The following is a 20133-nucleotide window of genomic DNA, read 5'->3' as shown; positions in this document are numbered from 1 at the left end:
GCGTCCGCCGGGCGCTGCGCCCGGCCGAGAGGTCAGTGCGGCTGGTAAGGGCTGACGACGACCTCGACCCGCTGGAACTCCTTGACGTCCGAGTAGCCGGTCGTCGCGAGCGCGCGGCGCAGCGCGCCGATGAGGTTGAGAGTGCCGTCCGCCTGCCGGCCCGGGCCGAAGAGGATCTCCTCGAGCGAGCCCGCCGTGCCGACCTCGACGCGCTCGCCGCGCGGCAGCGTCGGGTGGTGCGCCTCGGAGCCCCAGTGCCAGCCGCGCCCGGGCGCCTCGGTGGCGCGTGCGAGCGCCGCGCCCAGCATCACGGCGTCGGCGCCGCAGGCCACGGCCTTGACGAGGTCGCCCGAGCGGCCGACGCCGCCGTCGGCGATGACGTGCACGTACCGGCCGCCCGACTCGTCCAGGTAGTCCTTGCGGGCGGCGGCGACGTCGGCGACGGAGGTCGCCATCGGCGCGTGGATGCCGAGCGAGACGCGGGTGGTGTGCGCCGCTCCCCCGCCGAAGCCGACGAGCACGCCGGCCGCGCCGGTGCGCATGAGGTGCAGCGCTGCGGTGTAGGTCGAGGCGCCGCCGACGATCACGGGCACGTCGAGCTCGTAGATGAAGCGCTTGAGGTTCAGCGGCTCGGCGCGGCTCGAGACGTGCTCGGCCGAGACGGTCGTGCCCCGGATGACGAAGAGGTCGACGCCGGCGTCGACGACCGTCTGGGAGAACTCCTGCGTCCGCTGCGGCGACAGCGCGCCGGCCACGGTGACCCCCGCGGCGCGGATCTCCTGCAGCCGCGCGGTGATGAGCTCCGCGCGGATCGGGGCCGCGTAGAGCTCCTGCATGCGCGCGGTCGAGCGGGGCGCGTCGAGCCGGGCGATCTCCGCCAGCAGCGGCTCGGGGTCGTCGTAGCGCGTCCACAGGCCCTCGAGGTCGAGCACGCCGAGGCCGCCGAGCTTGCCCAGGGCGACCGCCGTCACGGGGCTCATCACGGAGTCCATCGGCGCGGCCATCACCGGCAGGTCGAAGTGGTACGCGTCGATCTGCCAGCCGACCGAGACCTCCTCCGGGTCGCGCGTGCGCCGCGACGGCACCACCGCGACGTCGTCGAAGGAATAGGCGCGTCGTCCGCGCTTGCCACGGCCAATCTCGATCTCGTTGCTCACGCCCAGGAGTTTACCGGCGCCGACGACGCCGGTACCCGGGCCGGCGTGTCGGTGGCCGGTGCGAGGCTTCGGTCAGGACCAGGAAAGGGCACACCATGACGTGGATCGACGGACCACTGCTCGGCTTCGACACCGAGACGACCGGGGTCGACGTGCACACCGACCGGATCGTCTCGGCGGCCCTCGTGCGCCGCGACGGCGCCGGGCCGGGCCAGCGCCGCACGGTGATCCGCACGTGGCTGCTCGACCCCGGGATCGAGATCCCGGCCGCGGCGAGCGCGATCCACGGCATCACGACCGAGCGGGCGCGCGCCGAGGGCGAGCCCGCGGCGCTCGCGCTCGAGGAGATGGCGACCGCGATCGCCGCCGCGAGCCGCGTGGGCGTCCCGGTCGTCGCGTACAACGCAGCCTTCGATCTCGAGATCCTCGCGGCCGAGCTTCGCCGGCACGCGCTGCCGACCGTGGCCGACCGGCTGGGCCGCGACGTCGCGCCCGTCATCGACCCGCTCGTGCTGGACCGGGCGGAGGACCGCTACCGGCGCGGCAAGCGCCGCCTCGGCGACCTCTGCGGCGTCTACGGCGTGTCGCAGGCCGGCGACCTGCACAGCGCTGACGTCGACGTCGTCGCCACGCTCGACGTGCTCGCCGCCATCGTCGCGCGCTACCCCGGCCTCGACGCCGTGGGGCTCGACCGGCTGCACGCGTACCAGGTGATCGCGCACCGGGCCTGGGCCGAGGGGTTCAACGCGTGGCGCGTCAGCCAGGGCTTCGAGGGCCCGGGGGCCGAGCTGGCCTGGCCGAGCCGCCTCCCGGCGGGCCCGGTGAACCTCCGCGCACCGGCCGACGTGGCGGAGCCGTTGAACGCGGCCGCGCCCTCAGCCGCGCCCGCGACCGCGGCCACGCCCGCGCCTCAGCGCGAGCTGTAGTTCGGCGCCTCGATCGTCATCTGGATGTCGTGCGGGTGGGACTCCTTGAGCCCGGCGGGCGTGATGCGCACGAACTCGCCGCGCTCCTGGAGCTCGGCGATCGTGCGGGCGCCGACGTAGAACATCGACTGGTGCAGCCCGCCCACGAGCTGGTGCGCGACGGCGCGCAGCGGCCCGCGGAACGGGACCTGGCCCTCGATGCCCTCGGGCACGATCTTCTCGTCGTTGGTCACGTCCGCCTGGAAGTACCGGTCCTTCGAGTACGAGACGCGCCCGCGCGACGCCATCGCGCCGAGCGAGCCCATGCCGCGGTAGTGCTTGTACTGCTTGCCGTTGACGAACACGAGGTCGCCGGGGCTCTCCTCGCAGCCCGCCAGGAGCGAGCCGAGCATGACGGTGTCCGCGCCCGCGACGAGCGCCTTGGCGATGTCGCCCGAGTACTGCAGGCCGCCGTCGCCGATCAGCGGGACGCCCGCCGGCTTCGTCGCCTTCGCGGCCTCGTAGATCGCGGTGATCTGCGGCACCCCGACGCCGGCGACGACGCGGGTCGTGCAGATCGAGCCGGGGCCGACGCCGACCTTCACGCCGTCGGCGCCGGCGTCCACGAGCGCCTGCGCGCCCGCCCGGGTCGCGATGTTCCCGCCGATGACCTCGATGCCGCGCGTCGCCGGGTCGGACTTGAGCCGGCGGATCATCTGCAGCATCGCCTGGGCGTGCCCGTGGGCGGTGTCCACGACGATGATGTCGACGCCCGCCTCGACCAGCGCCGTCGCCCGCTCCCATGCGTCCCCGAAGAACCCGACGCCGGCGCCGACGCGCAGCCGACCCTCGTCGTCCTTGGTCGCCTGCGGGTACTGCTCGGTCTTGACGAAATCCTTGACCGTGATGAGCCCGGCGAGCCGGCCCGCCGGGTCGATCAGCGGCAGCTTCTCGATCTTGTGCTTGGCCAGCAGCGCCGCCGCGTCGTCGCGCGTGATGCCGACGGGCGCGGTGATGAGCGGCATGGGCGTCATGACCTCGCGCACCCGCAGGCGCGTGAAGTCGGCCTGGGGCACGAAGCGCAGGTCGCGGTTGGTGATGATGCCGAGCAGGGTCCGGCTCTCGTCGATGACGGGCAGGCCCGACACGCGGTACTTGCCGCACAGCGCGTCGAGCTCGGCGAGCGTCGCGTCGGGGCCAACCGTGACCGGGTCGGTGATCATGCCGGACTCGGACCGCTTCACGAGGTCGACCTGGTGCGCCTGGTCCGCGATCGACAGGTTGCGGTGCAGCACGCCGATGCCGCCCTGGCGCGCCATCGCGATGGCCATCCGAGCCTCGGTCACCGTGTCCATCGCGGCGGACAGCAGCGGGACGGCGACAGCGATGTTCCGGGTCAGCCGCGCGGTCGTGTCCACCTCGGACGGCACGACATCGCTCTCCCCAGGCAGGAGCAGGACGTCGTCGTACGTGAGGCCGATGAGGCCGAACGGGTCGTGGTGGGCAGATCCGGTGGCGCCATGCTCGGTCATCGGCCGATCGTACGCCGCGCACACCCAGGACCCCGGTAGACGCCGGGCGACCAGCGTCTGACGAGTCAGTCGATCAGGCCGCGCCGGAGCCCGATCGCGACGGCCTGCGCCCGGTCCGACGCCCCGAGCTTGCGGAACAGCCGGCGGGCGTGGGTCTTGACGGTGTCCTCCGACAGGAACAGGTCCGCGCCGATCTGCGCGTTGGACCGCCCGTGACTCATGCCGCCGAGCACCTCGAGCTCGCGCTTGGTCAGTTCGGCGAGCGGCGGCAGGCCCTCGGCGGTCACGCGCAGGCTCGACTCGCTCTGCGCCGCGGCGGCGACGCCCCCGGACCGCAGAGACCGGCCCGGCTGCGCCGGCAGCGGCGTCGACAGCACGTGCGCGGCGACGGCGGCGAGCTCGGCCCGGCCGACGTCGGGCGCGAGGAAGCCGCGCGCGCCGAGCGTGATCGCGCGGTCGAGCGCGATCTCGTCCCCGGGCTGGGCAAGCATCACGATGACCGCGCCGATGTTCATCAGACGCAGGCGTCGGATCGCCTCGACGGGGCCGGTGCCCGGCAGGTGCGCGTCGAGCAGCACCACCGTCGGCGGATGCCGGCGCGCAAGCAGGAGCAGCTCCTCGCCCGAGGCGGCGGACCGCACCGGGGTCAGGGTGGGAACACCCTGCGCCGCCGCCACAAGCCGCTCGCGCACAACCGGCGAGCCGTGGCACACCACGACACCCGTCATCAAGCAACCCCCCGGCATCTCACTTCACTGCGCCGTCGCAGCGGCTGGCTTGGTTCCTCAAGTCACTATCGACCTGCCCGCGGCGATGATGAGGCCGAGACGGGGTGAAACACACGGAATCTACCGCCAGATCGCACCAAAGCGGGCTATTTCAGCCGATCACCGCGAGAATCTCGTGGAACAGGCCGAGGAAGCTGCGCTCGAGGCGAACCGTCTGCCCGAACGTTATCCCGCCGGCGCCGCGCCCCGGTGCGTACCCGACGAACAGCGGCAGATCGGGCCAGGCCGCGCTCAGCTCGCCGACGATGGCCAGGTCTGGGTCGGCCTGCTCGGAGATCACCCCGACCGCGACCGGGTGGGTCATCGCGACGAGCTCGAGCATGCGGTCGCTCTCCACTGGGCCGGTCACGACCCGCGCGTCCACGCCCCGGTCGGCGAGCGCCGCCGCGAGCGCATGCAGCGCCAGCGGGCGCCGTTCGCGGGGCGCGGCGTGCAGCAGCACCACGCGCTCGCCGACCGTGGCCGGCGCGGCGCGCGGGCGCGGCCGGGTCCGCAGCACCGCCAGCGCGGCCGAGTCGAGCACCCACTCGGCATCCTCACCGGCGTGGGCGAGCACGGTGCGCGCCGCGAGGCCCGCCCGCGCCGGCTGGACGAGATCGGTCCACCAGGTCTCGACGGTGGCGGTCACGGACGCGAGCAGGCGGCGGCAGCCGAGCTCGTCGGCCCGCATCGCGGTCTCCACCAGCAACGCGGGCGTCGCGAGCTCGTCGGCGCCGCGCGTCCCGGGCTGGGTTCCCTCCCCGACCCCCCGGCGCTGCGCCTGGTCCGTCTGGCGGGCCGCGCGGGCCGCGTCCGCGGGCGCGACCCCCTGGAGGGTGAGCTGGCGCATGACGAGCAGGCGCGCGACGTCATCGGTCGAGTAGCGCCGGTGCGACCCCGCCGAGTGCTCGGACGGGCCGAGCCCGTACCGGCGGTCCCAGGTTCGCAACGTCGACGGCGCGACGCCGAGCCGGCGGGCGACCGCGGCGACCGCGAGCGCGGGCTCGCCTCCCGGCGCACCGGTCACGCGCGGCTCCGGGTCGGCGGACGGCCCGGCGGACGGCTCGGCGGCTGCGACGGCCCCGGCGGGGCCGCCGGCGACATGCTCGGCGGTCATCATGGATCGATTGTGCCCATGTGCTGAAGCGATTGCCACCGAGTTCAGCGCGCGGCTGCCGCGATTTCACGCCTCGCTGCTCCGACTTTGTGACGTACGCCACAGTGGCTTGAACAACTTGTGAAGCGGTTGTAGCGTCGTCGCATCAGCACAGAGGCTTCTCGGTGCTCGTTGAACCGGATGTTCGCAACCAGCTCAGGCATCCACTGCCGAGGCGTCAAGGAGGACCCATGACAGAGATCTCGCGGTTGCCCGGTCCAGTGATGGACCTGTGGGAGTGGCAGTTCGACGGCGCCTGCCGCGACGAGGACGAGACGCTCTTCTTCCACCCCGAGGGTGAGCGAGGGTCCGCCCGGCGCCGGCGTGCCGAGGCCGCCAAGGCGATCTGCGCGGGGTGCCCCGTGATCACGCAGTGCCGCGAGCAGTCGCTGACGGTGCGCGAGCCGTACGGCGTCTGGGGCGGCCTCTCCGAGGACGAGCGCTCGGCGGTGCTCGCCCGGCCCGCCAAGCAGGCGATCTAGCGCACGGTCGCACCGCGCGCACGAGATCCATCGCACGCAGAAACGCCCCCGTCCCGGTCAACCCGGGGCGGGGGCGTTCTGTCGTGCGGTGACGCTGTCGTGCGGTGAAGCTGGTCCGGAGGGGACCTACTTCACGACGATCGCGAGGATGTCGCGAGCGGAGAGGATGAGGTACTCCTCGCCGTCGTACTTGACCTCGGTGCCGCCGTACTTGCTGTAGATGACCTTGTCGCCGATGGCAACGTCCAGCGGGACGCGGTTGCCGTTGTCGTCGATGCGGCCGGGGCCTACGGACAGGACCTCGCCCTCCTGGGGCTTCTCCTTGGCGCTGTCCGGGATGACCAGCCCGGACGCCGTCGTCGTCTCGGCTTCGAGCGCCTTGACAACGATGCGATCCTCGAGCGGCTTGATGGAGACCGACACTGCGGACCTCCCCTTCGCGTGTGAGATGTGACGAGTGAATGTCGCATCGCCGCGGTCCGCCCGTCATCGCGGGAGCCGGCCGAACCTGCCGATGCGCTGGCCTCCCCAACGGACGGGGCTGCCAGGACTCACTCTAGGAACCCATTAGCACTCGGTCAAGGCGAGTGCCAGCCTGCGACCCACCTGGGTCACGCGTGGCAGGATCGCCGCCATGGATGCCGCGGGTCTTGCCAAGTTGCTCAGCCCACACGGCTGGGCACTGCTGTCGGCCCTGCCGCCGTACGACGAGACCCGGACGATGGCGATCTCCGACCGCCTGCGACGCGAGGGCATCGACGCCGATCTCATCGCCGCCGCCCTCACCCAGTCGCGCCTGCGCGCGAAGGCGCACGCCAAGTTCGACTCGTTCGCCGACGGCATGCTGTTCACCCCGGCGGGCCTCGAGCAGGCCACCCGGCTGACGGTCGCCGCGCACCACGCGCGCCGGTACGTCGCGGCCGGGGTGACGCGCGTCGCGGACCTGACCTGCGGCATCGGCGCCGATTCGATGGCGTTCGCCGGGGTCGGCCTGACGGTGCTGGCCGCCGACACCGACGAGCTCACTGCGGCGCTCGCGACCGTCAACCTGCGCCACTTCCCCGAGGCCGTCGTCCGGCACACCGACGGGCTGACCCTTGACCTCGAGGCCGAGGGCGTCGACGGCCTGTACGCCGACCCCGCCCGGCGCGCGTCGACGGGCAAGCGGCTGTTCGACCCGGGTGCCTATTCCCCTCCCCTGGACTCGGTGCTCGCGCTGGCCGACCGGGTCCCCGCGCTGGGCGTCAAGATCGGCCCCGGGGTCCCGCACGCCGGCCTGCCCGCGGCGGCCGAGACGCAGTGGGTCTCGGTGGACGGCGACGTCGTCGAGGCCGGCCTGTGGTTCGGGCCGCTCGCGCCGGACGGGCCCGGCCTGACGGCGCTCGTGCTGCGGGGCCAGTCCGCCCGCGTGGTGCGCGACGAGCTCGGCGGCGCGGCGCCCGACGTCGGCCCCGTCGGCGCCTACCTGTACGAGCCCGACGGCGCGGTCATCCGCGCGGGCCTCGTCGCGCAGATCGCGGCCGAGGTGGGCGGCCGGCTCATCGACAAGACGATCGCCTACATCACGTCCGACGCGCTGCACGCGAGCGATGCCGCGACGGGGTACCGCGTGCTCGATACGCTTCCGTTCGGACTCAAGCGCCTGCGCACCTACCTGCGCGAGCGCGACGTCGGCCGCCTGACCATCAAGAAGCGCGGCACCGCCGTGCTGCCGGAGGAGCTGCGCGGGCGGCTCGACCTGCGCGGCCATCAGGAGGCGACCATCGTGCTCACCCGCGTTGCCGGCGCCCAGCACGTCCTCGTCGTGGAGCCGCTGTGACCCCGATCCCGTTCGCGAGCTCGGGCCGGTCGAGCGTCGGGCTCGAGTGGGAGATCGCGCTCGTCGACAAGGACTCCGGTGACCTGCGCCAGGTCGCCCAGACGGTGCTCGACGCCGTCCGGCCGCCCGGCGGCGGCGAGCACCCGAACATTCGGCAGGAGCTGCTGCTGAACACGGTCGAGGTCGTCTCGGGCGTGTGCGAGACCGTCGGGGCCGCCGGGCAGGACCTGCAGCGCGCGATCGACCAGGTGCGCACGATCACCGACCCCCTGCGGGTCGAGCTCATGAGCGCCGGGACGCACCCGTTCGCGCGGTGGGCGCAGCAGAAGGTCACGGACAAGCAGCGGTACGCGACGCTCATCGACAGGACCCAGTGGTGGGGCCGCCAGATGCTCATCTACGGCGTGCACGTGCACGTCGGCATCGAGGACCGGGACAAGGTCCTGCCGATCCAGCGCGCCATGCTCACGTGCTTCGCGCAGCTGCAGTCGCTGTCGGCGTCGAGCCCGTTCTGGGGCGGCCGGGACACGGGCTACGCGTCGAACCGCGCGCTCATGTTCCAGCAACTGCCGACCGCGGGCCTGCCGTTCCAGTTCGAGCGCTGGGACCAGCTCGAGTCGTACGTCGCGGACATGATCCACACCGGCGTGATCGACGAGTTCGACGAGATCCGCTGGGACATCCGCCCGGCCCCCAAGTTCGGCACGATCGAGATGCGCATCTGCGACGGCGCGACGAACCTCACCGAGGTCACCGCGCTCGCCGCGCTCACGCACTGCCTGGTCGAGCACTTCTCGACGATGCTCGACGAGGGTCGCGAGCTGCCGACCATGCCGCCCTGGTTCGCCCAGGAGAACAAGTGGCGTTCCGCGCGCTACGGCATGGACGCGATCATCATCCTCGACGCCGCGGGCAACGAGGAGCTGGTGACCGACGCCGTCGGGCGCATGCTCGTCGACCTCGCGCCGGTCGCGGAGCGCCTCGGCTGCCGCGCCGAGCTCGACGCGGTCCGGATCATCCTCAAGCGCGGCGCGTCCTACCAGCGCCAGCGCGCCGTCGCGCGGCGCAACGCGGGCGAGCTCGACGCGGTGGTGGCGAGCCTGGTCGCGGAGATGCGGGCCGGCCGCCCGCTCTAGCAGGCGGCGCTGCGGTGGGTCGCCCACCCGCCGGTCAGGTCGTCCATCTGCGGTGAGATCGTCCATCTGCGGTGAGGTAGTGCCCCAGAGCTGACGATCTCGCCGCGGGTGGACTACCTCGCCGCGGATGGACTACCGCGGCGGCCGGCGGCGGCCCGTCAGGCCGTCGTGCGGGTCAGGGGCATCGAGGAGTCGACCGGGAGCGACAGGTCGGAGGGAGCGATGCCGCGTCGCACGGCCGCCGCGCCCAGCGCCGCGATCATCGCGCCGTTGTCGGTGCAGAACTTGATCGGCGGGATCCGCAGCTCGATGCCGGCCTCGGCGCAGCGCAGCGCCGCGAGCTCGCGCAGCTGCGAGTTGGCCGAGAAGCCGCCGCCGACCACGAGCGTGTCGATCCCGTGCCGGCGGCACGCCGCGATCGTCTTGGCCGTGAGCACGTCGGCGACGGCCGCCGCGAACGACGCCGCGACGTCGGCGACCGGGACGGCCTGGCCCGCGTCCTCGCGCGTCTCGACCCAGCGCGCGACCGAGGTCTTCAGGCCCGAGAACGAGAAGTCGTAGGCGTGCTTGGCCTGGTCCTTCGCGGCGGTCAGGCCGCGCGGGAAGCGGATCGCGGTCGGGTCGCCCTCGCGCGCGAGGCGGTCGATGTGCGGCCCCCCGGGGTAGGGCAGCCCGAGCAGGCGGCCGACCTTGTCGAACGCCTCGCCCGCCGCGTCGTCGAGCGTCGAGCCGAGCTCGGTCACGCCGGTGACGATGTCGTCGACCAGCAGCAGCGAGGAGTGCCCGCCCGAGACGACCAGGGCCATGACCCGCTCGGGGAACGGCCCGTGCACGAGCTCGTCGACCGCGGCGTGGCCGATCACGTGGTTGACGCCGTACAGCGGCACGCCGAGGCCGATCGACAGCGCCTTGGCCGCCGCCGCGCCGATCGTGAGCGGCCCGACCAGCCCGGGGCCGGCGGTGACGGCGATCGCGTCGACCTGGCCGAGGTCGACGTCGGCCTCCGCGAGCGCGCGCTCGATGGTGGGCACCATCGCCTCGAGGTGGGCGCGGGAGGCGACCTCGGGGATGATGCCGCCGTATCGGGCGTGCTCGTCCATCGAGCTCGCGACGGCGTCGACCAGCAGCTCGCCGCCGCGCACGAGCGCGACGCCCGTCTCGTCGCAGGACGACTCGATGCCGAGGACGAGGGGGGCGGACATGCGCCCAGGTTAGCCGCGCGCCCCGCGCGTGACCGGGTTCACAGCCCCGACAGGTATCACCGGCAGATTGTTGAGCGTTAAATAACCATGAGCCTCGATACCGTGATCGCCCCCGACCCCGCCGACCTGTCCGAGGTCACCCGCGCGCCGGGCGAGCTCGCGGTCAGCCCCGAGGTCGCCGACCTGCTCTTCCTGGACGCGCACTCGGTGAACACGTTCACCGACACGGCGGTGCCCGACGAGCTGGTGCACGCCGCGTACGACCTGCTGCGCTGGGGCCCGACCGCGATGAACACCGTGCCGCTGCGCCTGCTCCTGGTGCGCACCCCCGAGGCCCGCGCGCGCCTGGCCGCGAAGATGGCGCCCGGCAACGCCGAGCGCGTGCTCGCCGCCCCGCTGACGATCGTCGCCGCGGCCGACCCGGAGTTCCACGAGCACCTCACCACCCTCGTCCCGCACCTGCCCGGCGCGCGCGAGATGTTCGCCGGCGACGCCGCCAAGCGCGACGCCATGGCCCGTACCTCGGCGCTGATCCAGGTCGGCTACCTCATCGTCTCGCTGCGGGCCGCAGGCCTGCACGCCGGCCCCATGGGCGGCATGGACGCGGCGGGGATCGACGCGGAGTTCTTCGCCGAGAACGGCTGGAAGTCGCTGCTCGTGATCAACGTCGGCACCCCGTCCGGCCCGGACGCCGCGCGCCCGCGCGCGCCCCGCCTCGAGTTCGGCCAGGTCGCGCTCAGCGCGTAGCCGGGCGCGCTCAGCGCCTAGCCGTCGCGGTCAGCGCGGATCCGGCCCGACGACGACGTCGCGGGTCGGGTCCGCGCTCCACTGCGACCACGAGCCGGGGTACAGCGCGGCCTCGACGCCGATCGACGCGAGCGCCGCGACCTCGTGCGCCGCGGTCACGCCGGACCCGCAGTACACGGCGACGTCCCCCGCGCCGGCGGCGGCGCGCAGCGCGGCGAACCGCTCGCGCAGCTCCGGCGCGGGCAGGAACCGGCCCGCGCCGTCGAGGTTGCCCGCCGTCGGCGCCGACACGGCGCCGGGTATGTGTCCCGCGCGCGGGTCGATGGGCTCCGCCTCGCCCCGGTACCGCTCGCCGGCGCGGGCGTCGAGCAGGACTCCCGCGTCGTCGTCGGCGGCGAGCGCGGCGGCCTCGTCGGGGCCGAGGGTGCGCAGCGCGCCCGGGGCAAGCGTCACGTCGCCCGGTCGGTGCTCGACGCGCCCGGTCTGCAGGCTGCCGCCGGAGGCGACCCAGGCGGCGAGGCCGCCGTCGAGCAGCCGGACGTCGGGCACCCCGGCCCAGCGCAGCAGCCACCACGCCCGCGCGGCCGAGGTGCCGCCGGCGGCGTCGTAGGCGACGACGGGGACGCCGGCGCGCACGCCCCAGCGCCGCGCGGCGGCCTGCAGGTCCTCGATGGGCGGGAGCGGGTGGCGCCCCGCCGCGGCGCTCGGCGGCGCGGCGAGCTCGGCGTCCAGGTCCACGAAGACCGCCCCCGGCACGTGCCCGGCCGCGTGCTCGGTCAGGCCGTCGGTGCGCCCGAGCGCCCACCGCACGTCCAGGAGCACCACGGGCTCCCCGACGGCGAGCCAGCGGGCGAGCTCGGCGGGCTCGATCAGGACGCGCTCGCGGGCCCGGTCCGGGGCCGCGTCGGGGCTGGCGTCGGGATCGACGTCCGGGCCCGCGTCGAAGGTCGGGGCTGGGGTCATGGCGGTGCCTCCTCGCTGTCCAGCGCGCGGCGCATCGTCCACGCGTCCACGTTCTCGGGCTGGTAGTAGCCGCGTCGGCGGCCGAGCCGCACGAAGCCGAACCGGTCGTACAGCGCGAGCGCGGGCACGTTGTCGACCCGCACCTCGAGCAGCACCGCGTCGGCCGCGAGCTCGCGGGCGCGCCGCATGAGCGCGTCGAGCAGCAGCGCCCCGATCCCCCGGCCCTGCTGCGCCTGCGCAACCCCGATCGTCATGACCTGGGCGTCGTCGCCGTCGAACCAGAGCCCGGCGTAGCCGGCCAGGACGCGCCCTGGCGTCTGCGCGGGGGCCGGGACGTCGGCGCCGACGTACCAGCGCCCGGGCCCGGCGAGCTCCTCGGCCAGCATGGCGGCCGACCACGCGGCGGGGCCGAACAGCGACCGCTCGAGGCGGACGAGAGCCGACAGGTCCGCGAGCGCGAGGGGTCGCAGGGCGACCTCGGCCGGCGGACCGGCGAGCGGCGGCGCCGGCGGGCCGCCCGGCGATGCGGGCGTCGATCCGCCCGGCGATGCGGGCGTCGATCCGGCCGGCGATCCCGGCGCCCAGGGCGCGCTCACCCGAGCGCGCGCTTGCGCTCGGCGGGCGGCATGACGTCGGGTCGGCGCAGGTACAGCGGCTCGGTGGGCAGCGCCTCGCCGCGCGCCGCCCGGTCGAGCGCGAGGCGCGCCAGGATCGCGGGGTCGCAGGCCGCGGGCTCGCCGCCGGCCGTCGCCGGCAGCTCCGGGTACAGCCCAGCGCCCGGGCCGACGACGACGACGGCGCCGGCCGCCAGCCCGTCGGCGACGAGCTGCGCCGCGCTCTGCACGCCCGGGCCCGCGACGAGCTCGAGGCCCGGGCCGGCGGCGACGACGCGGTACCGGGCCCAGTACACCTCGCGACGGCGCGCGTCGGTCAGCGCCAGCACCTCGGCGCCGGGGGCGAGCGCCTGGTCCTGGGCCGCCCGGGCGGCGATGGCGTCGAGGCTACATACGCCGAGCACGGGGATGCCGAGCGCGAGGCCGAGGGTGCGGGCGGTGACGAGCCCGACCCGCAAGCCCGTGAACGGAGCGGGGCCGGTACCGACCACGATCGCGGTGAGCGCGGACCGATCCGTGCCGGTGGCGGCGAGCACGTCGGCGATCATCGGCGCGAGCTGCTCGGAGTGCCGGCGCTCCTCGTGCACGACCCGGGCGGCGAGGACGGCACCGTCGTCGGCGAGCAGGGTGACCGCGACCGCGGCGGACGTGTCGAGGGCGAGGACGGGCACGTCCGTCAGCCTACGACCGGCAGGGCGACCCCGGCCCAGCGCGTCCCGACCGCGCGAACGCGGGCGACGCGAACGCCGTCGGCCGCGTCGAGGTCCTCGAGGTCGACGAGGTCGGCGAGCCCGCCGCGGGGGCGGGTCAGCGCGATCTCGAGGCGGTCCTGGGCAAGGGACTCGACCAGGCCCTCGCCCCATTCGACGACCGTCACGGACTCGGCCATGCTCGCGTCGAGGTCGAGGCCGTCGACCTCGTCGAGGGACCCGAGCCGGTAGGCGTCGACGTGCACGAGCGCGGGCCCGTCGGCGAGCGAGGGATGCACGCGCGCGATGGTGAACGTCGGCGAGGCGACCTGGCCGCGCACCCCGAGCCCGGTGCCGATGCCCTGCGTGAGCGTGGTCTTGCCCGCACCCAGGTCGCCGGTCAGCAGCACGAGGTCGCCCGCGCGGAGCACCCCGGCGAGCGCGTGCCCGTACGCCCGGGTGGCCGCGGCGTCGGACAGCTCGACGCGGCCCGGCTCGACGCGGCCCGGCTCGACGCGGCCCGGCTCGACGCGGCCCGGCTCGACCGGCTCGCGGCCCGGCTCGGCCGGCTCACGGTCCTGCCCAGCCGGCTCACGGTCCTGCCCGGCCGGATCGTCCAGGTACACCCGCGGGATGCGGGCGCCGACGCGCGTGACGATCTCGTAGCTGATCGTGCCGGCGGCGTCGGCCCAGTCCTGCGCGGTCGGCCCGCCGTCCGTGCCGGCGCCGAACAGCTCGACCCGCGCGCCGGCCTGCTCCGGCGCGTCCGGGCCGAGGTCGACGACGAACTGGTCCATGCACACGCGCCCGGCGACGGCGAGACGGCGCCCGCCTACCTGGACCGGTCCGCCGGGGTGCTCGGGCAGCGAGCCGGACGCGTGCCGCGGGATGCCGTCGGCGTACCCGAGCGGAACGACGCCGAGCCGGGTCGTCTGGGTGGTCGAGTAGGCGTGCGCGTACGAGACACCCTGCCCGGCCGGGACCTCCTTGACGGTGGCGAGGTCGGCCTCGAGGGTCATCGCGGGGAGCAGCCCGAACGCCGCCGGCCCGCCCAGCTGCGGCACCGGGGACAGCCCATACATCGCGAGCCCGGGCCGCACGAGGTCATAGTGCACCGCGGGGTTGGTCAGCGTCGCGGCCGAGTTCGCGAGGTGCCGCACCTCGAGCGCCGCGCCGCGCGCGTCGGCGAGCGCGACGGCGTCGGCGAAGACGCCCGCCTGCGCCACGACGGTGGGGTGCGCGGGCTCGTCGGCGAACGCGAAGTGCGACCACACGCCGACGACGGCGACGGCGCCCTCGGCCTGGGCCGCGAGGGCGGCGTCCAGCACGTCCGCGTAGACCGGGGGCAGCATGCCGTTGCGGCCGAGGCCGGTGTCGACCTTGAGGTGGATGCGCGCGGTCCGCCCGGCCGCGCGGGCGGCCGCGATGACCGCGACGAGCGCCCACGGCGCCGCGACCGAGACGTCGACGTCGGCGTCGATCAGCTCGCGCAGCGGAGCGGACGGCGAGTAGAGCCAGGTCAGCAGGCGGGGGGTCAGGCCGGCGGCCCGCAGCGCGAGGGCCTCGTCCGCCTGCGCGACGCCGAGCCAGGTCGCGCCCGCGTCGACGGCCGCGCGGGCGACCGGCACGAGCCCGTGACCGTAGGCGTCCGCCTTGACGACGGCCATCACCTGCGCGGTCGGGGCATGCGCGCGCAGCGCGTGCACGTTGGACCGGATCGCGTCGAGGTCGACGACGGCGCGCGCGGGGAAGAAGTCGGCTCGCGCGAGCGGGTCTGTCGTCGCAGCAGCGTCCCTCCTCGCAGCGACGTCGGCGCTCGCGGAGAGATCGGTCCGCGCAGAAAGGAAGCTCACGCGCGCCAGTCTCCCACCGCAAGCAGCGCGGCGATCGTCGCGGGCAGCGCGTCCGCGACGTCGAGCGCCGCCACCGGACCGCCCGGCCGCGCGCGCCCCGCAGCGAGTCCGTGCACGGAGGCCGCCGCCGCTGCGAGCGCCACGGCGAGCGTCGGATCGGCCACGACCTCGTCCGACCGACCCGCGAGCAGCGCCCCGAGCAGGCCTGCCAGCACGTCCCCCGCCCCGGCGGTCGCGAGCCAGGCGGGCGCGTCCTGCTGGGAGTAGGCCGCGCCGCCGGCGCCGACGACGACCGTCGTCGCGCCCTTGAGCAACACGGTCGCCCCGGTCAGCGCGTGCGCGCGGCGGGCCCAGGTCAGCGGGTGCGCCTCGACGTCGCCGCGCTCGACGATCTCGCCCCGCTCGGCGAGCAGCCGGGCCAGCTCGCCCGCGTGCGGCGTCAGGACGACCCACGGGTCGACCCGGTCGGGCAGCAGGTCGAGCGCGCCGGCGTCGACCACGACCGGGAGCCTCGCCGCGTGCGCGGCGACGAGCGCGTCGCGCACGTGCGCGGCCTGCGGCGGGTCCAGCGGGTCGACGCCGGGTCCGACCACCCAGGCCTGCACGCGGCCGTAGCCCGCGACGACCTCAGGCCGGGCCGCGACCACCGTCGCGGTCACCCCCGGCGGCCCGACGTACCGGACCATGCCGACGCCGGCCCGCACCGCCGCGGTGACCGTGAGCACGGCCGCGCCGGGGTACCGCGGCGTCCCCGCGACGACGCCGAGCACGCCGCGGTCGTACTTGTGCGAGCTGGAGCCGGGCACGGGCCACAGCCCCGCCACGTCCGAGCGCTCCAGCCGGGCGACCACCGGGACGACCCCGGCGAGGTCCAGCCCGAGGTCGACGACGTCGATCATCCCGACGACGCCGCTCGCGGGCGGCAGCAGCAGGCCGGCCTTCGCGGCTCCGAAGGTCACGGTGAGGTCGGCCGGCAGCACGCCGGGGCCGAACAGCGCGACCGGGTCGGGCGCCGCGGCCGGCCCGGGCAGCGCGCCGTCGTCCACGTCGATGCCGCTCGGGGTGTCGACGGCGACGACGAGCGGGCGGCCGGGCTCGGCGTTGGCCGCGTCGACCAGGCCCGCGACCAGCGCCACGACCTCGGCCGCGACGCCGCGCACGGGCCCGCGCGCGCCGATGCCGAGCAGGCCGTCCAGCACGACGTCGGCGGACTCGACGCCGGCCAGGACCGGGCCGACCCAGCGGGGCCCCGTCGCGGCGCCGTCGGGCAGAGCGAAGTCGGGCACGTCGTCGTCGGGCACGGCGCCGTCGGGCAGGTCGTCGACGGGCACGGCGCCGTCGGGCAGGTCGTCGACGGCGCGCACGACGCGCCCGCCGGCCGCGCGCAGGGCCGCGAGACCGGCGTCGTGCACGCTCGAGGAGGTGAGGACCGCGAGCACCCGCACGCCGCGGCGCGCCAGCTCGGCGCCGGCGAACAGCGCGTCCCCGCCGTTGTTGCCTGGTCCGACCAGCACGAGGACGCCCGCACCCGCGACCCTCCCCCGGCGTTGCCGCAGCTCCCGGGCGACCCGGACCGCGAGCGCGAACGCCGCGCGCTCCATGAGTTCGGCGGGCGGACCCGCGGCGAGGAGGGAAGCTTCGGCGGCACGGACCTGGGCTGCGCTGTATCCGAGGATCACGCCCACATCATGCCGCGCGGGTAGATTCGCCAGCATGAGATTCGGACTCTTCATCCCGCAGGGCTGGCGCCTCGACCTCGTCGGAATCGCCCCTGCCGACCAGTGGGCCGCGATGCACGCGGTCGCCGCCCACGCCGACGCCGGCGACACCTGGGAGTCGGTCTGGGTCTACGACCACTTCCACACCGTCCCCGAGCCGACCGAGGAGGCCACGCACGAGGCCTGGACGCTCATGGCGGCGCTGGCCGCGAGCACGAGCCGGGTGCGGCTGGGCCAGATGTGCACCTGCATGGCGTACCGGAACCCCGCCTACCTCGCGAAGGTCGCGGCGACGATCGACGCGATCTCCGGCGGCCGGGTCGAGATGGGCATCGGCGCGGGCTGGTACGAGCACGAGTGGCGCGCGTACGGGTACGGCTTCCCCGGCGCCGGCGCCCGGATCGCGGCGCTCGAGGAGGGCGTGCAGATCATGCGGCAGATGTGGGAGAAGGGCTCGGCGACGCTCGCGGGCGAGTACTTCCAGGTCGACGGCGCGCGCGGGTACCCGCGGCCGCTGCAGGAGGGCGGGATCCCGCTCTGGATCGCCGGCGGCGGCGAGAAGAAGACGCTGCGGATCGCCGCACAGTACGCGCAGTACACGAACTTCGACGGGTCGCCGGAAGGCTTCGCGCACAAGTCGGCGGTGCTCGCCGAGCACTGCGAACGACTCGGCCGGGACGTCGGCTCGATCACCCGCTCCGCCAACTACAACGTCGTGATCGGGCGCACGCAGGCCGACGTCGACGCCAAGCTGGCGTGGATCGAGGCCCACTACGCCGCGGTCGTGCCCGCGAGCACCGCGACGACCCTCGAGGAGTTCCGCACCGGCCCGCTCGTGGGGACGCCGGAGCAGATCGTCGAGCGGCTGCGCGCGCTGCAGGCGCTCGGGCTGGGCTACGCGATCGCGTACTTCGCCGAGGCGGCCTACGACCGCTCCGGGATCGAGCTCTTCGAGCAGGAGGTCGCGCCGGCCCTGCGCGGCTAGGCTCCCCGCCCGTCGTGGGCGACCGCGACGACCGCGAGCCCACCCGTAGCTCTCGTTCTCGCCCACCCGTAGCCCGGCCCGGGCCCGGAACCCCGTCCTCGCGTAGCCGTGCCCCGGCCCAGGGCCGGTTTTGCAAACCTCCGGCCGTTCTGCGCACCCCCTGACCGCCTGCCGGCCGCCGCGTGTCTCCGGGACCGGCGCGTGCGGGGGCACGGATGCACCCCGAGACACCTCGCGGGCGGCGACGACGGCCGCGAGTGTGGGCAATCTGCTCTGACTCGGCGGATGTGGGCAATCTGCGGGTTCGGAGCGCTCCCAGGGGACCGAACGCCCACACGCGCGCGCTCAACGACCGAATGCCCACACGGTCCGCCCGGGCGGACCGGGCTCGTGGCCCGGGCGGACGGGGCTTGTGGCCCGGTGCCGGGCTGGGCCCGCTCGGCGATCGCAACCGCTGGCAGCTCATAGCGGCGAGCCCCGGAATTGGACTCGCGGTTATCCACAGTCGCATTCCGCGTTGTCTCATCCACAGGCGACGCATTGTCCACAGGCATTCCTCACGGGCCCCAGAGGGGAGGCGTGAATGTCAGTGGGTGCCCGTATTGTCTGACTCAGGAATTCGCAGCAGCGAACCAGCCGAGCAGAGCAGGAGCGGCCCCGATGAGCACACCGACCTTGTCGCCCTCCCCAGCTCCGGAGCGCGAGCCCTCACGGCAGGTGCCGACGCCGCCGTGCGCGGGCGCACCGATGTCGGTGGCCGAGCACCTGGCCGCGATCGGCGCGCACCTCGATGCGCTCGCCACGAACACGCTGCGCGACCTCGGCGCAGCGGACGCTGTCGGCGTGTTTGACGCGGCGTTCCTGGCATCAGACCGGCTTCGCGCACTGGCCGTCACGTCCCTGCCCGGCATCGAGACCGACGGGCTCTGGGCTCTGACCGGGACCCGCACCTTCCCCGCGTGGGTGTCGCGGCGCGCGAAGGTCGGGTACGCAACGGCCCGCCGGATGACCCGCCTGGGCCGAGCCCTGCGCGACGAGCTTCCCGGCACCGCCGAGCTCGTACTGGAGGGCGGGCCGGACCGGATCGGGATCGAGCAGGCCCAGATCCTCGCCACGGTCGCGGCGACCAGCCCGGCCCGCCGGGAGGTCCTCGCCGACCCGGATACCCCGGTGGGGGAACAGTTCCTGCTCGCCCATGCCCGCCAGCTGCCCGTGGATACGTTCCGCGCCCTGACCGCGCGCTGGGCGGCCGCCGCCGATCCTGATGCCGACGAGCGCGGGTTCGCCGCCGCGACGGACCGCGAGTACCTCGAGGTCTCCCCCACCACCGGCGGCACCCACCTGTCGGGATTCCTCACCACCGAGCACGGCCACGTCCTGCTCACCGCCCTGGACGCCATCGCCGGCATCCCTGCCAAGGACGACAAGCGCTCGGCCGCTGCCCGCCGCGCCGGGTCCCTGCACGACCTCGCCCGCATCACCTTGGACAACAGCCAGACCGGCCGCAGCACCCGCCCTCACCTGTCCGTCCTCGTCGACTACCCCACCCTCCTCACCCTTGCCGGCTCCACCGGTTGCGGCACGGCGGCCGTTCTCGGCGGCACCACGGCAGGCCCGAGCGATCCGGCCGGATCGGCCACTGCGGCGTCGTCGGCGGAGCGCGGGACGGCGGAGCGCGGGACGGCGGAGCGCGCGACGGCCGGGCCGAGCTGGCCGAGCCTGCCAGGGCTGCCGCTGCCGGGCCTCGGCGGGGTCGAACTGGGCGGGGCCGAGAAGAGCCGGGTCAACCTGGCCGGGCTGGGCGAGCTCGGCGGGCTGGGCGAGCTCGGCGGGCTGGGCGAGCTCGGCGGGCTGGGCGAGCTCGGCGGGCTCGGCGAGCTCGGCGAGCTCGGCGAGCGCAGGATCGGCGTGCCGGCGCCCGGACCGGCCCAGCCGGGCCCGACTCTTCAGGGGTTGAACCCGGCGGTCTTCGAGGACGGGAGACCCTTGCCCCGCGCCGTCCTGGACCGACTCCTGTGCGACTGCGAGATCACCCGCATCACGTTCGGACCCGACTCCCAGATCCTCGACTACGGCCGCACGAGGCGCACCTACCCTCGCAAGCTTCTGCGCGCCCTCATCGCCCGCGACAAGCACTGCCAATACCCCGGCTGCACCGCCCCACCCCGCCTGTGCGAGGGACACCACCGTGACCACTGGGGCCGCGACCATGGCGGCACAGACTCCCGCTCCGGCATCCTGCTGTGCTGGCACCACCACGCCCATACCCACAACAATGGCATCGAGATCACCTGGAAACCCGGCGGCGGCTGGCTATTCACCGACCGGCACGGAAAGCCCTTGTAAAACGCACCGCCGGGCAAGCGGCGCTGAACGAATAGCGAGCTGGACGCGGCAGGCAGAAAGCT

The 20133-nt window shown here is 74.7% G+C and carries 18 protein-coding genes and 1 pseudogene; 7 read left to right on the top strand and 12 right to left on the bottom strand.

Features of this window, described 5'->3' with window-relative positions; all coding sequences use genetic code 11:
- Positions 1-32: 32 nt before the first annotated feature.
- On the bottom strand, positions 33-1157 hold the full coding sequence (locus J4E96_RS02525) for a GuaB3 family IMP dehydrogenase-related protein (protein ID WP_227424230.1): 1125 nt from the start codon (positions 1155-1157) through the stop codon (positions 33-35).
- Between the two features lie 95 nt (positions 1158-1252).
- On the opposite strand from J4E96_RS02525, the gene J4E96_RS02520 reads away from it, so the two are divergent.
- Positions 1253-2083, top strand: a complete 831-nt coding sequence (locus tag J4E96_RS02520) for an exonuclease domain-containing protein (protein ID WP_227424229.1) — start codon at positions 1253-1255, stop codon at positions 2081-2083.
- Here the strand turns inward: J4E96_RS02520 and guaB are convergent.
- The 3 genes from guaB to J4E96_RS02505 form a co-directional block, all read right to left on the bottom strand.
- Positions 2068-3594 carry an IMP dehydrogenase gene (gene guaB, locus J4E96_RS02515; RefSeq protein WP_227424228.1) on the bottom strand — a complete coding sequence of 509 codons (1527 nt, stop codon included), beginning with the start codon at positions 3592-3594 and terminating at the stop codon, positions 2068-2070. The two genes, J4E96_RS02520 and guaB, sit on opposite strands and share 16 nt — an antisense overlap.
- 65 nt (positions 3595-3659) lie before the next feature.
- A complete protein-coding gene (locus J4E96_RS02510; RefSeq protein ID WP_227424227.1) occupies positions 3660-4322 on the bottom strand; it encodes a response regulator transcription factor in 663 nt (220 codons plus the stop codon).
- Between the two features lie 151 nt (positions 4323-4473).
- Positions 4474-5481 (bottom strand): MerR family transcriptional regulator, encoded by a 1008-nt coding sequence (locus J4E96_RS02505; RefSeq protein WP_227424226.1) that lies wholly within the window; start codon positions 5479-5481, stop codon positions 4474-4476.
- Between the two features lie 227 nt (positions 5482-5708).
- Here J4E96_RS02505 and J4E96_RS02500 point away from each other — a divergent pair, with 227 nt between their 5' ends.
- Positions 5709-5999 carry a WhiB family transcriptional regulator gene (locus J4E96_RS02500; RefSeq protein WP_319637727.1) on the top strand — a complete coding sequence of 97 codons (291 nt, stop codon included), beginning with the start codon at positions 5709-5711 and terminating at the stop codon, positions 5997-5999.
- A gap of 126 nt (positions 6000-6125) precedes the next feature.
- Here J4E96_RS02500 and groES read toward each other — a convergent pair whose 3' ends face one another.
- Positions 6126-6422 carry a co-chaperone GroES gene (groES, locus tag J4E96_RS02495; RefSeq protein ID WP_227424225.1) on the bottom strand — a complete coding sequence of 99 codons (297 nt, stop codon included), beginning with the start codon at positions 6420-6422 and terminating at the stop codon, positions 6126-6128.
- Between the two features lie 211 nt (positions 6423-6633).
- Between groES and J4E96_RS02490 the strand changes: the two genes are divergently transcribed.
- Positions 6634-7818 (top strand): THUMP-like domain-containing protein, encoded by a 1185-nt coding sequence (locus J4E96_RS02490; RefSeq protein WP_227424224.1) that lies wholly within the window; start codon positions 6634-6636, stop codon positions 7816-7818.
- Entirely contained in the window at positions 7815-8954 is a 1140-nt protein-coding gene (locus J4E96_RS02485; protein WP_227424223.1) for a glutamate--cysteine ligase, read from the top strand. Before J4E96_RS02490 ends, J4E96_RS02485 begins: the two co-directional genes overlap by 4 nt.
- Positions 8955-9112: 158 nt before the next feature.
- Here J4E96_RS02485 and tsaD read toward each other — a convergent pair whose 3' ends face one another.
- On the bottom strand, positions 9113-10156 hold the full coding sequence (gene tsaD, locus J4E96_RS02480; RefSeq protein WP_227424222.1) for a tRNA (adenosine(37)-N6)-threonylcarbamoyltransferase complex transferase subunit TsaD: 1044 nt from the start codon (positions 10154-10156) through the stop codon (positions 9113-9115).
- 87 nt (positions 10157-10243) lie between these two features.
- Here tsaD and J4E96_RS02475 point away from each other — a divergent pair, with 87 nt between their 5' ends.
- On the top strand, positions 10244-10903 hold the full coding sequence (locus J4E96_RS02475) for a malonic semialdehyde reductase (RefSeq protein WP_227424221.1): 660 nt from the start codon (positions 10244-10246) through the stop codon (positions 10901-10903).
- A gap of 30 nt (positions 10904-10933) precedes the next feature.
- Here J4E96_RS02475 and J4E96_RS02470 read toward each other — a convergent pair whose 3' ends face one another.
- The 6 genes and pseudogenes from J4E96_RS02470 to J4E96_RS02445 form a co-directional block, all read right to left on the bottom strand.
- Entirely contained in the window at positions 10934-11866 is a 933-nt protein-coding gene (locus J4E96_RS02470) for a sulfurtransferase (RefSeq protein WP_227424220.1), read from the bottom strand.
- Positions 11863-12462 (bottom strand): ribosomal protein S18-alanine N-acetyltransferase, encoded by a 600-nt coding sequence (gene rimI, locus J4E96_RS02465; RefSeq protein WP_319637726.1) that lies wholly within the window; start codon positions 12460-12462, stop codon positions 11863-11865. Before rimI ends, J4E96_RS02470 begins: the two co-directional genes overlap by 4 nt.
- The gene (gene tsaB, locus J4E96_RS02460; RefSeq protein ID WP_227424219.1) at positions 12459-13151 is read right to left on the bottom strand and encodes a tRNA (adenosine(37)-N6)-threonylcarbamoyltransferase complex dimerization subunit type 1 TsaB; all 693 of its coding nucleotides are present in this window, start codon (positions 13149-13151) and stop codon (positions 12459-12461) included. Before tsaB ends, rimI begins: the two co-directional genes overlap by 4 nt.
- 5 nt (positions 13152-13156) lie before the next feature.
- A complete protein-coding gene (gene tsaE / locus J4E96_RS02455; protein WP_227425637.1) occupies positions 13157-13795 on the bottom strand; it encodes a tRNA (adenosine(37)-N6)-threonylcarbamoyltransferase complex ATPase subunit type 1 TsaE in 639 nt (212 codons plus the stop codon).
- Positions 13775-15022 (bottom strand): annotated as a pseudogene (gene alr, locus J4E96_RS02450) (alanine racemase); the annotation flags it as partial. The pseudogene alr and the gene tsaE, both read right to left, overlap by 21 nt.
- On the bottom strand, positions 15019-16701 hold the full coding sequence (locus J4E96_RS02445; RefSeq protein WP_227424218.1) for a bifunctional ADP-dependent NAD(P)H-hydrate dehydratase/NAD(P)H-hydrate epimerase: 1683 nt from the start codon (positions 16699-16701) through the stop codon (positions 15019-15021). The pseudogene alr and the gene J4E96_RS02445, both read right to left, overlap by 4 nt.
- Before the next feature lie 34 nt (positions 16702-16735).
- Here J4E96_RS02445 and J4E96_RS02440 point away from each other — a divergent pair, with 34 nt between their 5' ends.
- Together J4E96_RS02440 and J4E96_RS02435 are read left to right on the top strand one after the other, a co-directional pair.
- A complete protein-coding gene (locus J4E96_RS02440) occupies positions 16736-17725 on the top strand; it encodes a TIGR03560 family F420-dependent LLM class oxidoreductase (protein WP_227424217.1) in 990 nt (329 codons plus the stop codon).
- A 660-nt stretch (positions 17726-18385) separates the two neighbouring features.
- Positions 18386-20071: an HNH endonuclease signature motif containing protein gene (locus J4E96_RS02435; protein ID WP_227424216.1), complete on the top strand. Its 1686-nt coding sequence runs from the start codon at positions 18386-18388 to the stop codon at positions 20069-20071.
- The last annotated feature ends 62 nt before the right edge of the window (positions 20072-20133 follow it).

This window comes from Pengzhenrongella sicca (assembly GCF_017569225.1).
Lineage (GTDB): Bacteria > Actinomycetota > Actinomycetes > Actinomycetales > Cellulomonadaceae > Pengzhenrongella > Pengzhenrongella sicca.
This window is presented reverse-complemented; position numbering and strand designations above follow the sequence as displayed.